This is a genomic window from Rhizobium vallis (assembly GCF_003985155.1).
Lineage (GTDB): Bacteria > Pseudomonadota > Alphaproteobacteria > Rhizobiales > Rhizobiaceae > Rhizobium > Rhizobium vallis.
This window is the reverse complement of record NZ_ML133691.1, coordinates 301,820-315,729: the sequence shown is the minus strand read 5'-3', so window position 1 is coordinate 315,729 and position 13,910 is coordinate 301,820. Positions and strand designations below refer to the sequence as shown.

10 protein-coding genes are annotated in these 13,910 nt (G+C 63.3%); 5 read left to right on the top strand and 5 right to left on the bottom strand.

What is annotated here, in order from left to right; translation table 11 throughout:
• Positions 1 to 5: 5 nt before the first annotated feature.
• Genes EFQ99_RS19375 through EFQ99_RS19365 form a run of 3 tightly spaced genes read left to right on the top strand, consistent with a single transcriptional unit; the run spans position 6 to position 3,156 of the window.
• Positions 6 to 1,871 carry an acetyl/propionyl/methylcrotonyl-CoA carboxylase subunit alpha gene (locus tag EFQ99_RS19375; protein WP_126922689.1) on the top strand — a complete coding sequence of 622 codons (1,866 nt, stop codon included), beginning with the start codon at positions 6 to 8 and terminating at the stop codon, positions 1,869 to 1,871.
• Positions 1,871 to 2,323 (top strand): MaoC family dehydratase, encoded by a 453-nt coding sequence (locus EFQ99_RS19370; RefSeq protein ID WP_126922687.1) that lies wholly within the window; start codon positions 1,871 to 1,873, stop codon positions 2,321 to 2,323. The genes EFQ99_RS19375 and EFQ99_RS19370 overlap by 1 nt, the downstream gene beginning before the upstream one ends.
• Positions 2,320 to 3,156, top strand: coding sequence for an HpcH/HpaI aldolase/citrate lyase family protein (locus tag EFQ99_RS19365; protein WP_126922686.1), 837 nt, complete (start codon positions 2,320 to 2,322; stop codon positions 3,154 to 3,156). The genes EFQ99_RS19370 and EFQ99_RS19365 overlap by 4 nt, the downstream gene beginning before the upstream one ends.
• On the opposite strand, the gene EFQ99_RS19360 is transcribed toward EFQ99_RS19365, so the two are convergent.
• The 3 genes from EFQ99_RS19360 to EFQ99_RS19350 form a co-directional block, all read right to left on the bottom strand.
• On the bottom strand, positions 3,145 to 4,629 hold the full coding sequence (locus EFQ99_RS19360; protein WP_126922684.1) for an efflux transporter outer membrane subunit: 1,485 nt from the start codon (positions 4,627 to 4,629) through the stop codon (positions 3,145 to 3,147). The genes EFQ99_RS19365 and EFQ99_RS19360 overlap by 12 nt on opposite strands.
• Positions 4,630 to 4,706: 77 nt before the next feature.
• Positions 4,707 to 6,011 (bottom strand): HAMP domain-containing sensor histidine kinase, encoded by a 1,305-nt coding sequence (locus tag EFQ99_RS19355; RefSeq protein WP_126922682.1) that lies wholly within the window; start codon positions 6,009 to 6,011, stop codon positions 4,707 to 4,709.
• Between the two features lie 2 nt (positions 6,012 to 6,013).
• Complete coding sequence (locus EFQ99_RS19350; protein WP_126922680.1) at positions 6,014 to 6,700, bottom strand: response regulator; 687 nt, start codon at positions 6,698 to 6,700, stop codon at positions 6,014 to 6,016.
• 206 nt (positions 6,701 to 6,906) lie between these two features.
• Here EFQ99_RS19350 and EFQ99_RS19345 point away from each other — a divergent pair, with 206 nt between their 5' ends.
• Together EFQ99_RS19345 and EFQ99_RS19340 are read left to right on the top strand one after the other, a co-directional pair.
• Positions 6,907 to 8,007, top strand: a complete 1,101-nt coding sequence (locus EFQ99_RS19345) for an efflux RND transporter periplasmic adaptor subunit (RefSeq protein ID WP_126922678.1) — start codon at positions 6,907 to 6,909, stop codon at positions 8,005 to 8,007.
• The gene (locus tag EFQ99_RS19340) at positions 8,007 to 11,153 is read left to right on the top strand and encodes an efflux RND transporter permease subunit (protein WP_126922676.1); all 3,147 of its coding nucleotides are present in this window, start codon (positions 8,007 to 8,009) and stop codon (positions 11,151 to 11,153) included. The genes EFQ99_RS19345 and EFQ99_RS19340 overlap by 1 nt, the downstream gene beginning before the upstream one ends.
• A gap of 201 nt (positions 11,154 to 11,354) precedes the next feature.
• Here EFQ99_RS19340 and EFQ99_RS19335 read toward each other — a convergent pair whose 3' ends face one another.
• Positions 11,355 to 12,074 carry a ribonuclease activity regulator RraA gene (locus EFQ99_RS19335; protein ID WP_126922674.1) on the bottom strand — a complete coding sequence of 240 codons (720 nt, stop codon included), beginning with the start codon at positions 12,072 to 12,074 and terminating at the stop codon, positions 11,355 to 11,357.
• Between the two features lie 29 nt (positions 12,075 to 12,103).
• The gene (gene araD / locus EFQ99_RS19330) at positions 12,104 to 13,846 is read right to left on the bottom strand and encodes an L-arabinonate dehydratase (RefSeq protein ID WP_425376279.1); all 1,743 of its coding nucleotides are present in this window, start codon (positions 13,844 to 13,846) and stop codon (positions 12,104 to 12,106) included.
• Between the last annotated feature and the right edge of the window lie 64 nt (positions 13,847 to 13,910).

The following is a 13,910-nucleotide window of genomic DNA, read 5'->3' as shown; positions in this document are numbered from 1 at the left end:
GCGCGATGATGGAAAGCCTTCTCATCGCCAACCGAGGCGAAATCGCCCGCCGCATCATCCGCACCGCGAAGATGCTCGGCATCCGCACCATCGCCGTCTATTCCGAGGCCGATGCCGGCCTGCCCTTCGTGAGGGAGGCGGACGAGGCGATCGCCATCGGCCCCTCGCCGGCCCGCGAAAGCTATCTCTCGCCGGAGCGCATCCTGGAGGCCACCCGCAAGAACGGAGCCGCTGCGATCCATCCGGGCTACGGATTCCTCTCGGAAAATGCCGATTTTGCCGAGGCGGTGGAAAAGGCCGGCATCATCTGGGTCGGCGCGCCGCCGGCGGCCATCCGGGCGATGGGGCTGAAGGACGCCGCGAAAGAATTGATGCAGGCGGCAGGCGTGCCGGTGACCCCTGGTTATCTCGGATCGGACCAGAGCCAGGAGAGGCTGACGGCGGAAGCCGAAGCCATCGGTTATCCCGTCCTCATCAAGGCGGTTGCCGGCGGCGGCGGCAAAGGCATGCGCCGCGTCGACGGTCGGCAAGATTTCGCCGAACTTCTGGCCTCCTGCCGCCGTGAGGCCGTCGCCGCCTTCGGCGACGACCGCGTTCTGATCGAACGTTATATTGCCAATCCGCGCCATATCGAGGTGCAGGTTTTCGCCGATCAGCATGGGAACTGTGCCCATCTCTTCGAACGCGATTGCTCGTTGCAGCGCCGTCACCAGAAGGTCATCGAGGAGGCCCCTGCCCCCGGCCTCGATGCCGCCACACGGGCAGCGATCTGCGATGCGGCGGTGAAGGCAGCAAGAGCGGTGAACTATGTCGGCGCCGGCACCATCGAATTCATCGCCGATGCCTCAGAGGGGCTGCGTCCCGACCGGATCTGGTTCATGGAAATGAATACGCGCCTACAGGTCGAACACCCGGTCACCGAGGCAATTACAGGCGAGGATCTGGTGCTCTGGCAGCTGAAGGTCGCTAGCGGCGAGCCACTGCCGAAAATGCAGGACGAGATTTCAATGAAAGGCTGGGCCCTCGAAGCCCGCCTCTATGCCGAAAATCCCGCCGCCGGCTACCTGCCCTCGACCGGCCGGCTCGAGCATCTCAGGCTGCCGCAAACGGTCCGCGTCGACAGCGGTGTCGAAGAGGGCGATGAGATCACCGCTTTCTACGACCCGATGATCGCCAAGATTATTGCGCACGGGCCAAACCGCCAGGCTGCGCTTTCGAAGCTCGCGGCCGCTTGCGCCGATATTGAGGTCTGGCCGGTCCGTTCCAATGCCGGTCTTCTCGCCCGCATCGCTACCGACCCGGACTTCCGCGCGGCACGGATCGATACCGGTTTCCTCGACCGGCACGGCGAAAGTCTTGTGGCGAAGGAGCCGGATGCAACGGCAATCGACCGTGCCGCCTCGGTTCTTTCGAAGAAAGTCGGCGATGATCCGTGGTCGGCGCTGACTGGTTTTCGCATCGCCGGGCCAAGCGACGGCCGCGTGCGCGTCCGCATCGACGGTCACCTCTATTGGGGGCAGTCACGTCCGGAACTTGAGGCAAATACCGTCACAACGGCGGAAACGACAGTGCTTTTCGACGCCGGCGATGCCTGGCCGATCAGCCTGCCCGCCGCGAGCGAAGTCGAGGCAAACCATGGGCCGGGCGATGGCGCGATCCTGTCGCCCATGCCCGGCCTCGTCATTTCGGTGGAGGTCGCCGAAGGCGATCGTGTCGCCAAAGGGGACCGCCTGCTGACGGTGGAAGCGATGAAAATGGAGCATTCGCTGCGCGCACCCTTCGACGGCATCGTCGGAAAACTGCAGGTTTCCACTGGCATCAGGGTTTCAGAAAACCAGCTGGTGGTCACCGTCATCAAGGAGGAGGAGTGATGGCCGGCCGCTATTTCGATGAATGGAGGGTCGGCGACCGCATCGCCCACGAAATCCGCCGCACGGTCACCGAGACCGACAATCTGCTGTTCACGACGCTTTCCCACAATCCGCAGCCCCTGCATCTCGATGCTGACTATGCCGCCGGCACCGAATTCGGCCAGATCGTCGTCAACGGCACTTTCACCTTCGCGCTGACCGTCGGCCTTTCGGTCGGCGACACCACGCTCGGCACGCTCGTCGCCAATCTCGGCTATGACAAGGTGACGATGCCGAAGCCGGTCTTCATCGGCGATACGCTGCGAGTGGAAACGGAAGTAACAGAACTGCGCCGTTCGAATTCCCGCCCCGATGCCGGCATCGTCACTTTCCAGCACATCACCCTGAACCAGCGCGGCGAGACGGTCTGCCAGTGCCTGCGCACGGCGATGCTGAAGGTGAAACCGTCATGAGGCTGCGCTCGCTGCTCTTTGTGCCCGGCGACCGGCCGGAGCGTTTCGACAAAGCGCTCGCTTCCGGCGCCGATGCAGTCATTCTCGATCTGGAGGATTCGGTTGCGCCGGCCAACAAGCCGCGCGCTCGCGAAAACGTGCACGAATACGTCCAGCGTCGGGCCGGCGAAACCAATCTGCTGATCCGCATCAATCCCCTCTCCTCCCCGGAATTCGAAGACGACCTTGCCGCTTTGAACGGCCTTCATCCTTTCGCGATCATGCTGCCGAAGGCCGAGGGCGCGGCGTCGGTGTGGAAACTCGCAGGCTCTCTTGCATCTGAAATCCCGATCCTGCCGATCGCAACCGAAACGCCATCCGCAATCTTCGAGATCGGCAGCTATCGGGAAGTCTCGACCAGCCTCTGCGGCCTGACCTGGGGTGCCGAGGACCTGCCCGCCGCGATGGGGGCTGCGACCGCGCGCAGGACGGATGGCCGTTATACCCCACCTTACGAGCTTGCCCGCTCGCTCACGCTATTCGGGGCGCACGCCGCCGCCGTTCCAGCCATCGAAACCGTCTATCCCGATTTCCACGATCTCAGCGGTCTCAGGGCCTATGTCGGCCGCGCCCGGCGCGACGGCTTTTCCGGTATGATGGCCATCCATCCGAGCCAGGTCGAAACGATCAACCACGCCTTCACACCTGACGCGTCCGAGATCGCCTGGGCGGAGAAAGTCGCTGCTGCCTTTGCCGCCAAGCCGCACGCGGGCGTCATCCAGCTTGACGGGCGCATGCTGGATATGCCGCATCTCAAACTTGCCCTCCGCATCCTGGAGATATCAGGGCGATAGGGCAAACCGCTCCGGCCAACTAGCCGACTTCGCCGTTCGCTCGGAGACGACCTGCCCTTGCGGAGGCAGGTAGCCGGCGCCGACGGCGACGTAGAGATCGACATAATCCTTGGCGACCTGCTGCACCGTGGCGGCAAGACTTGCCTGCGCGTCAGAGACCGAACGCTGCGCGTCGAGGACATCGAGCAGCGACGAGGCGCCGTCCTTGTAGCTCGTGGTCGAAAGCACAAGTGATTCCTGCGCCGTCTGCACCTGCCTGCGCAGCGGTTCCAGCGTCTGCGTGTCGCGGCGAACCGCCGATAGCGCATTCTCGACCTCTTCGACCCCGTTCAGCACCGCCGCCTTCCAGGCGAGATATTGGGTCCGGGCGTCGGATTTCTCGATATCGACATTCGCCCGCAATTTGCCGCCATCGAAGATCGGCAGGTTGAGCGTCGGGCCGAAGAACCAGCTGGTCAGGCTTGCGCCGCTGGCGCCCGATGATTTGACCCAGCTCGGCGAGATCGAACCGGAGAGCGAGATCGACGGATAAAGCTGGGATTCGGCAGCGCCGATATCGGCAACAGCCGCCGCCAGCTCGCGTTCGGCCTTGCGGATATCGGGACGGTTGCGGATGAGATCGGCCAGAATGCCGGCGCGAATGCTGCCGCGGAAAACGGGCTGGCCTGCGCTCTTATGCAGCTCGTCCGTCAGCGAAGCCGCCGGCATTCCAAGCAAGGTGGCAATGTGATGAGCAGATTCGGTAAAACTCTGTTCGAGACCGGGAATGTCGGCCTTCGTCGACTGTACGAGCCCCTCGGCCTGAACGACATCGAGGCGGGAGGCGGCCCCTGCCTTGAGCTGCAGCTGCGTGAGTTCGTAAGTCTGCTGGCGGGATTTCAAATTCGCCTGTGAAAGCGCAATGCGCTCCTGATAGTAGCGAGCGTCGACATAGCTCGAGACGAGATCTTTCAGAAAAGTGAGTTTCGCATTGTCGGCCGTCGCATAGGCTGCCCCGAGCGAGCCGATAGCGCTCTCTTTCGAGCGACGGTACTGACCGAAGAAGTCGAGCAGCCAGGAAAGGCTGGCCCCGCCGCCTGTCGTGTTGGTGGTGCCGACGGTCGTGCGGAGCCTGCCCTTCTCACCGGACACCGTATGCGATGCGTCGACACTCAAGCTCGGCTGGCCGCCTGCACTGGCAACCGTGACGTTGGCGGAAGCCGCGTTGATCTTTTCGAGCGCCTGCAGCACGTCGAGGTTCTCGTTGAGGCCCTGAGCGACCAGCCCGTCGAGCTGCTTGTCGCGATAGGCCGTCCACCACTCTACCGTCACGACATCGCCGTTGCTCTTGCTGCCACCCTCTTCGAATTTGGCGGGGAGCGGCATTTCAGGGGGAGCATGATCCGGACCGCTGACGCAGCCTGCGAGCAGCAGCGTGAAGACGGATGCGGCGTAGCGGAGCGATGATAGTCTTGTAGAGAGCGACGAATACACTGACGAGCTTTCTGAACCGGGGTCGTGGGTTCAGGCTTAGCGAGGCCAACGTTAACAGCGGTTAAGAAACTGTAAAGTTAGGTAAAATCGCGAGGGTCGGCCGAACCGGGGAACGTCGGCCGCCTGGGAAGCTCGAGCGTGATTGCCAGGCCGCCGCCATCGGGCAAGGATGCGTGCACCCGCCCGCCATGGCGCTCGACCGCCTGTCTGGTGATGGCAAGACCCAGGCCGTATCCACCTCTTGGCACAGCCTCTTTCCCGCGTGAGAACGGCTGGAAGATCCGTTCGAGTTCGTCGCGCCTGACGCCCGGCCCCTGATCCGTAACGCAGATTTTGAGGCGCTCAGCCGCCGCCTCGCAAGACACGGATATGCGCGAATGTTCGGCCGTGTATTTGACGGCGTTGCGCACGACGTTTTCGAGCGCTCTGTAGATCAGCTCGCCTTCGACCTCGGCGCGGAAGCTGCCGGCGACGCTTGTTGTGATCGAGACATCGCGTGCCTGGGCTTCGAATGCCGCATCGCCAAGGATTTCGTTCAGCAGTTCGATGACATCCAGGGTCTGGGTTTTCAGCGGCAGGCCGGATCCCGCGGTCAGCCTCGCAAGCGTCAGAACTTCGCCGACCAGCGCATCGAGCCGTTCGACCTCCCGGTCCATGCGATCCAGCATGGCGCCGAGCTTGGCCGGGCTCTGCCGGAGGACGCCGACCGCGGCCTGCAGGCGCGACAGGGGCGAACGCAGTTCGTGGGACACGTCGTGGAACAGCCGCTGCTGCGCATCCTGAAGCTCCTGGAGCCGCGCGGCGGTGGAATCGAAGTCATGCGCAAGTGCGGTGACCTCGTCCCGGCGACCGGCCATCTGGTCGCCGATACGGACGTCGAAGCGGCCATGGGCAAGCGCGCTCAGGCCATCGCGAAGGTGCACGACAGGGCGAATGAGGTATCCGGCGAGTGCAGCCGCAGCGACCGTGCTCGCAATGAAGATCGAAAGCCAGGGCACCAGCAGAGCCAAGTTGTCTACAACGTTGAGAAGAAAGCTGCCTTGCGGCGTCACCGAAATCCGGTAGCAAATTCCGTCCTTCAGGATGGATTTCGTCTCTGCCGTGCTCTCGTCCGCGCACGCAAGCGACTCCGTGCTTTTCGAGAGCGTCAGGCCAAGCGGCACCGTCTCCTCACTTGTGCGGATGAAGCGCGCGGCGGCGTACTCGCCATCTCTTGCAAGCACATTCGCCGTCAGCGTCAGAATGATCGCCCGCTCCTGATATTCCCGATCGCGGCCGGGGGGTGGGATCTGAAAAAGATTGACGATCAGGATTATGACGGTGAGAGTCGCTGCGAGCGTCAGCCAGATCGTTGCGAAGAACTTCCAGAAAAGCCGGGGCATGGTCAGTCCACGAGAAGTTGATAGCCCTGGCCGCGGACGGACTGGATCCAGGATTGCCCGTCCTCCCTAAGCCCGAGCTTCTGGCGAACGCTGCTGATATGAACATCGATACGGCGATCGAACGGCGTCAGCGGCTTGCCGAAGGCGCGCTTTGAAATCTCCTGCTTGGACACGAGCTGACCGGCGCTGCGGGCAAGCACCTCGAGCAGGCTGAACTCGGTGCCGGTCAGGTCAAGGCTTTCTCCGCGCCATTCGGCGATCCTGCTGCCTGGATGGATCACGAGCTGCCCCGCCCTTATCACGTCGGTCGCCGCGCCGGTCGCCGGCTGACCGGCGCGGCGAAGGATGGCGCGCAGCCTCGCCGCCAGCTCACCCGGCGAACACGGCTTCGGCACATAGTCGTCGGCGCCGAGATTGAGGCCCGATATCCTGTCCACGTCATCGCCCCTTGCGGTCAGCATCAGCACTGGAACCTGGCTGAGCTTCCGGATCCTCTGCAGAACCTCGATCCCGTTCATCCGAGGCATCATGATGTCGAGCACGATGATATCGACCGTATTGCCGGCAGCCGCGGCAATGGCGGCGCGACCGTCCGTATCGGTTACGACGTCATATCCTTCTTCGACCAGATATTCCTGCAGAAGCGTCGTCAGCTCGGCATCGTCGTCGATGAGGAGAACCCTGTTCATTCACTTCGTCCGTCATTAATCCCGGCAAGCCATACAGCACAAACACGTTCGGGTGAGCGAGTTTTACCTAACTTAACACTAACTTGACCGCACTTAACGTTCGCCTCGTTACTTATCCTGCCATGACATCGACGCGCGCCGAGGCCGGTTGCCGCGCATGAGCGGCAATCATCCGTCGAGCTGGCGCGGAACGGGAAAAGGCAGCGATGCCTTTGACCACAAGGAGTGCATCGTTGAGAAAACCGTCTGGAATATTCGCCACCGCGCTTGTTGCCGCGGCGCTTCTGCTTCCGCTGCGCAGTGCCGTGGCGGATCAAGCCGCCGCACCCGCCTTGACCGTCTCGCTGGTGACGCCAGCTGAGCGGGACTGGCCGGAAACCGTTCCCGCAAGCGGCTGGCTGAAGCCTTGGCAGGAAGCCATCATCGCATCCGAGACGAGCGGCCTGCGCATCACCGAAATCCTGGCCGACGTCGGCTCGGTGGTTAGGAAAGGGCAGACCCTCGTCCTGTTGTCACAAGACAGCGTGCAGGCCGACCTTCGCAAGCAGGAGGCGGCCGTCGCGACCGCCAATGCGACGCTCGCAAAGGCGAAGGCAAATGCGGATCGGGCACGCCAGCTTCAGCCATCAGGCGCGCTCTCGGACGAGAAGATCGCCGAATATTTCGCTGACGAACAGACGGCGACAGCAAGTCTTGCCTCTGAAAAGGCGGCTCTCGACAGCCAGAAGATCAAGCTCGATCAGACGACCGTCACGGCCGTCGACGACGGGCTGATCACCTCGCGCTCGGCCGAACTCGGCGCGGTCGTCTCCTCCGGCACCGAGCTGTTCCGAATGGTCCGCCAGCAGCGGGTCGAATGGCAGGCCGAGGTTTCCGCCCGTTACCTCTCGCGTGTCTCGGAAGGATTGAGCGTCGATATCGACGGGACGGACGGACGCCACATTCAGGGCAAGGTGAGGCTCGTCGGACCTTCGGTCGACACCAATACGAGCCGGGCGATCGTCTATGTCGCGCTTCCCCAGGACTTTCACCCGCGCACCGGCCTTTACGTCACCGGCGCCATCGAACTCCGGACCACGCCGGCGCTGACGGTTCCGGAGACGGCGATCGTGTTCCGGGACGGGATCAACTACGTCTTTACAACCGGCGAGGACAAGCGGGTAAGACGGGTGCGGGTGGAGACCGGCCGCCGCAATGACGGCGAAGTCGAGATCATCTCGGGCATCGATACGTCGGCGCGGGTGGTGACGTCGGGCGGAGCGTTTCTGTCGGACAACGATCTCGTGAAGATTGCGGGAGAAGGCTGATGAACTTTTCCGCATTTTCGATCCGCAATCCCGTCCCGGCGATCCTGCTGTTTGCGATGCTTGCCGTCGGCGGCTTGCTGGCCTTCAAGCATCTGCCGGTCCAGAACTTCCCCGACATGGACCTCCCAACCATCAAAGTGACCGCGACGCTCGACGGCGCTGCGCCCTCGCAGCTGGAGACGGAGGTTGCCCGCACGATCGAGGACAATCTTGCCTCGCTCAGCTATCTCGACCATATCACGACGACGATCACCGACGGCACAGTGTCGATCAGCGTCTCCTTCAAACTGGAGAAAGACAGCGAAACGGCCTTGAATGAGGTCCGCAATGCGGTCGACAGCGTCAAAGGCGATCTGCCGGCACAGATGCAGTCGCCCAGCGTCACCAAGGTCACGGTGCAGAATTCCGCGCTGGTCACCTATGCCATCCGCTCCGACTCCCTCAATGAGACCGAACTCTCGTGGTTCGTCGACAATGATCTGACCAAGGCGCTCCTGTCGGTACCGGGCGTCGGTCAGGTCAACCGCATCGGCGGTGTCGACCGTGAGGTTCATGTCGATCTCGACCCCAAGACAATGGCGACTTTCGGTGTGACGGCGGCCACCGTGTCGGCCCAGCTGAAATCGGTTCAGGCGGATACGTCAGGCGGCCTCGGAGAAATCGGCGGCACCCGTCAGACATTGCGCACGCTGGGCGCCGTGGCCTCGGTCGATGCCCTTAGGGAACTCCGAATTCCCCTCGCCAACGGGCAGCAGATCCGCCTCGACGACGTCGCATCCGTCACCGACAGCTTCGCCGAGCGATCCTCGATGGCCTATCTCGACGGCAAACCGGTGATCGCTGTCGAGATCAAGCGCTCGAACGGGTTTTCGGACAGCGGTGTGTCGACCGATGTCAACAAGGCGATGAAAGAGTTCGCAGCCAAACATGCCAACGTGCAGATCGAGGAAGCTTACAGCACGATCGGGCCGATCCTCGACAATTACGACGGTTCGATGCACATGCTGTACGAAGGGGCGATCCTGGCTATCGTGGTCGTCTGGCTGTTCCTTCGCGACTGGCGTGCGACGATCCTGTCGGCCGTGGCGCTGCCATTGTCGGTCATACCGACTTTCCTTGTCATGTATCTGGCTGGCTTCAGCCTTAATATCGTCACCCTGCTTGCGCTGTCGCTCGTCGTCGGCATCCTCGTCGACGATGCCATCGTCGAAGTCGAGAACATCGCCCGCCACCTGCAGATGGGCAAGCGGCCGATCGACGCCGCTCTGGAGGCAGCCGACGAGATCGGGCTCGCCGTCATCGCCACCACCTTCACGCTGGTCGCCGTCTTCCTGCCGACGGCTTTCATGAGCGGCATACCGGGACTTATATTCCGCCAGTTCGGTATCACGGCCGCGGTTGCTGTCCTCGCCTCGCTCGTCGTCGCACGCCTGCTGACGCCGATGATGGCCGCCTATTTTATGAAGGCCCATCCGAGGGAGGAAAAGGACAGCCGCATCATGCGCGCCTATATGGCAATCGTGAAAGCGGCCATGAACCACAGGAAGACCACCGTGGCCGTGACCGCCGTCGTCGTCGCGCTTTCGCTTGCCACCATCCCGCTCCTGAAATCCGGCTTCCTGCCCGCTTCCGACGACGCGCGCGCCCAGATCACGCTGACCATGCAGCCAGGCGCCACCATCGAGCAGACGGATGCCGCAACCAGGCAGGCCGCCGATATCGTCGGCAAGCTCCAGGATGTGACGCATGTCTTTTCTGCGGTCGGCTCCGCATCTTCGGGCGGCGGCCCCGACTCCAGCACCGCGAGCAACGTCGGATCGGCGACGATCGTCGCCGTGCTCTCCCCCATCGGCGAGCGCGACCGCAAGCAATCGGAAATCGAAAACGACATCCGGCAAGCTCTCTCGGTCCTTCCTGGCGTGCGGGTGGCGGTCGGCGGCGGCGGCAACGGCACGAAGCTGGAGATCACCCTTGCCAGTGACGATGCCAACGCGCTCGACAGCGCCAGCACGGCGCTCGAAGAACAGCTCCGCACGCTGCAGGGTATCGGCGCAGTGACGTCGACCGCGGCCAGGCAGGCGCCGGAGATCCAGATCGCGCCGGACTTTGCCCGCGCCGCAGCGCTCGGAGTGACGTCGAGCGCCATCGCCGAAGCCGTGCGCGTGGCGACGAACGGGGAATATTCCGCCGATCTGCCAAAGCTCAACCTGCCGCAGCGCCAGGTTCCGATTGTCGTCCGCTTCAGCCCCGAGACACGCACGAAGCTCGACGACATCAAGAACATGCGGGTTGTGGGAACGAACGGCAATGTCGATCTCGGATCGATCGCCGATATCCGGATCGGCGGCAGTCCCTCCGAGATCGACCGCATCGATCGGATGCGCAACGTCACCGTGTCAGTCGAACTCAACGGCCGCATTCTCGGAGACGTCAACCGCGAGGCGCAGGCGCTGCCAGCGCTCCAGCATCTGCCGTCGGGCGTCACTCTTGTCGAACAGGGCGAACTTCAGCGCAGTTCGGAGCTGTTCCAGAGCTTTGGCCTGGCGATGGCGATCGGGGTGTTCTGCATCTACGCGATCCTCGTCCTGCTCTTCCACGATTTCCTGCAGCCATTCACCCTTCTGACGGCTCTGCCGCTCTCGCTCGGCGGCGCGCTGCTGCCGCTGGTGATAACGGGAACCAGCTTCTCGATGTCTGCTGTCATCGGGCTGCTGATGCTCATGGGCGTGGTGACGAAGAATTCAATTCTTCTCATCGAATACGCGATCATGTCGCGCCGCCAGGGCGTGCCCCGGTTCGAAGCCCTCCTGGATGCCTGCCACAAGCGCGCACGGCCGATCATCATGACCACCATCGCCATGGCATCCGGCATGCTGCCGGTCGCGCTCAGCCTGACGGGCGGCGATTCCAGCTTCCGCCAGCCGATGGCGATCGTGGTGATCGGCGGCGTGATAATGTCGACGCTGCTCAGCCTCATCGTCATCCCCGTCATCTTCACTTTCGTCGACGACCTCAACGAGAGGCTGAAGCGCCTTGTGCGCCGGACCGGGCCGGATACCGCCGACGAGGAACCGCATGCATCCAACGATCACGCGGCGATCGCCTTCAAGCCCGAGCTTCCGAAGCGAGGGCAAGGTCAGAGGTGATCGCCTCTCGCCGGGCTATCAGCCGGACGGTGCCGGTAACCGTCATGGCAACTCTTCGGTCTTATTCCCCTACGGAACAAGGCCGCGGGACGTGTTCCCCCGCAGGCGGCGTCATGCCGCCTGCGCGTCCTGCCGGATAATGGGGCGACCGCCCGTCATGTACGTCGTCCTCCCACCCTGCACGCTTTTCCGTGAAATGCGTTAACGGCCATGTTTGGCCCGCCAGGCGGCGAAATCCTCGAGGTTGTGGGGCTGCGTCGCCGGGTAGAGGCCGATGATCGATTGGCCGGCCAGCACCCGTTCGGTGACGAAATCCTCGTAGGCGGTCATCTCAATGGCCTCGTCGGCTATCTCGTCGGCCAGTTCGGCGGGAATGACGATCACGGCTTCATCATCACCCACCATGATATCGCCGGGCCATACCGCCACATCGCCGCAACCGATCGGCACATTGATGTCGAGCGCCTGGTGCAGCGTGAGATTGGTCGGCGACGACGGGCGGTTGTGATAGGCGGGGATCGAAAGCGCCGCAATTTCCGGGCTGTCGCGAAACCCGCCATCGGTAACCACGCCCGCCACGCCGCGCACCATCAGACGCGTCACCAGGATCGAGCCGGCGGAGGCGGCGCGCGGATTTTTGCGGCTGTCCATGACAAGCACGGCGCCCGTCGGGCAGCTTTCGATGCAGGCGCGCTGCGGATGCTCCGGATTTCGGAAAACCTCGAGCTTGTTGAGATCCTCGCGCGCCGGAATATAGCGCAGCGTATAGGCGGGGCCGACCATGTTGCGGCCTTTGCGTGCGACCGGCTGCACATCCTGGATGGTCTGGTTGCGCAAGCCGCGCTTGAACAGCGCCGTGCTGATGGTGGCAACGCTGACCCGCATGAGTTTGTCGCGTGTGCTCTCCGAAAGAGTCGTCATGCCTGCATGTCCTCCTGGAAAATGTCTGGCTAGAATATATCCGGTTCCCCTGCCGCCGGGCCGAATTCCGGCAGCAGATAGTCGAAATCGCAACCCTTGTCGGCCTGGCTGACATGCGCCGCATACATCCAGCCATAGCCGCGGCCGAAGCGGTCGGCGGGCTTCACCCAGGCGGCACGGCGCCGGGCGAGTTCCACCTCGTCGACCAGCATGTCCAGACGGCGGTTGGGAATATCGATCCTGACGATGTCCCCGTTCCGCAGCAAGGCGAGCGGGCCGCCGATATGGGCTTCGGGCGCCACATGCAGCACGCAGGCGCCGTAGCTGGTGCCGCTCATGCGCGCATCCGACAGCCGCAACATGTCGCGATGCCCCTGTTTCAGCAGCGCCTTCGGCATCGGCAGCATGCCCCATTCCGGCATGCCGGGGCCGCCGAGCGGCCCGGCATTGCGCAGCACCATCACATGATCGGGGGTCACATCGAGCGTCTCGTCGTCGATTGCCGCCTTCATTTGCGGGTAGCTGTCGAAAACCAGAGCGGGGCCCTGATGGACATGGAAGCGGGGGTCGCAGGCCGCCGGCTTGATCACCGCGCCATCCGGCGCCAGATTGCCCTTGAGCACGGCAAGCGATCCCTCGGGATAGATCGGGTTGGAAAGCGGCCGGATCACATCGTCGTTGTAGACTTTCGCCTCGGCCAGCGCCGCCCCCATGGTTTCGCCCGAAACCGTCATGGCGCTGAGATCCAACCGTTCGCGAATCTGCGACATCAGCGCCAGCAGACCGCCGGCATAGTAGAAGTCCTCCATCAGATAGGTCTTCCCGGAAGGGCGGATATTGGCGACAACAGGCGTGGTGCGGCCGAGCGCGTCGAGATCGTCAAGCGTCAGCGCGACACCTGCCCTGCGCGCCATCGCCAGGAGATGGATGACCGCGTTGGTCGAACAGCCGGTCGCCATGGCGACCGTCGCCGCATTGCGCACGGCCGCAGGCGTGACGATCCGGTCCGGCGTCAGATCTTCCCAGACCATGTCGACGATCCGCCGCCCCGAATGGGCCGACATGCGGATGTGGTTGGCATCGGGGGCGGGAATGGATGAGACCCCGGTCAATGTCAGACCCATCGCATCGGCGATCGCGGTCATCGTCGAGGCGGTTCCCATCGTCATGCAATGGCCGTAGGAGCGCGCAATGCCGGCCTCGATGCCGGACCACTGCTTGTCCGATATCGTGCCGGCGCGCCGCTCGTCCCAATATTTCCAGGCATCCGATCCCGACCCGAGCTGCTGGCCGGCATAATTGCCGCGCAGCATCGGCCCCGCCGGCAGGAAGATCATCGGCACTCCAGCGCTAAGCGCCCCCATGATGAGGCCCGGCGTGGTCTTGTCGCATCCGCCCATCAGCACCACGCCGTCAACGGGATGGGCGCGGATCTGTTCCTCGGTCTCCATCGCCAGAAGGTTGCGATAGAGCATGGTCGTCGGCTTCATGAAATTTTCCGACAGTGCCAGCGCCGGCATTTCCACCGGAAAGCCGCCGGCCTGCAGCACCCCGCGCTTCACGTCCTCGACGCGATGCTTGAAATGGGCGTGGCAGGGATTGAGATCCGACCAGGTGGAGAGGATGCCGATCAGAGGCTTGCCGGCCCAGTCGCCGGCATCGTAACCCATCTGCATCAGGCGCGAGCGATGGCCGAAGCCGCGCAGGTCTTCGGATGCGAACCAGCGCGCCGACCGCAGCTCACCGGGTGTCTTGACTGATATCACAGACATGCCGACATGCCTCCATTCCCGTAAAATATATGGCCGCTGACATGGTGCGAAGCGTCCGAAGCCA

Bases quoted from the DNA above. Each gene is read 5' to 3' on its own strand.
- EFQ99_RS19375 (WP_126922689.1), top strand. From the start codon at position 6: ATGATGGAAAGCCTTCTCATCGCCAACCGAGGCGAAATCGCCCGCCGC.
- EFQ99_RS19370 (WP_126922687.1), top strand. From the start codon at position 1,871: ATGGCCGGCCGCTATTTCGATGAATGGAGGGTCGGCGACCGCATCGCC.
- EFQ99_RS19365 (WP_126922686.1), top strand. From the start codon at position 2,320: ATGAGGCTGCGCTCGCTGCTCTTTGTGCCCGGCGACCGGCCGGAGCGT.
- EFQ99_RS19355 (WP_126922682.1), bottom strand. From the start codon at position 6,011: ATGCCCCGGCTTTTCTGGAAGTTCTTCGCAACGATCTGGCTGACGCTC.
- EFQ99_RS19350 (WP_126922680.1), bottom strand. From the start codon at position 6,700: ATGAACAGGGTTCTCCTCATCGACGACGATGCCGAGCTGACGACGCTT.
- EFQ99_RS19345 (WP_126922678.1), top strand. From the start codon at position 6,907: ATGCCTTTGACCACAAGGAGTGCATCGTTGAGAAAACCGTCTGGAATA.
- EFQ99_RS19340 (WP_126922676.1), top strand. From the start codon at position 8,007: ATGAACTTTTCCGCATTTTCGATCCGCAATCCCGTCCCGGCGATCCTG.
- EFQ99_RS19335 (WP_126922674.1), bottom strand. From the start codon at position 12,074: ATGACGACTCTTTCGGAGAGCACACGCGACAAACTCATGCGGGTCAGC.
- araD (WP_425376279.1), bottom strand. From the start codon at position 13,846: ATGTCTGTGATATCAGTCAAGACACCCGGTGAGCTGCGGTCGGCGCGC.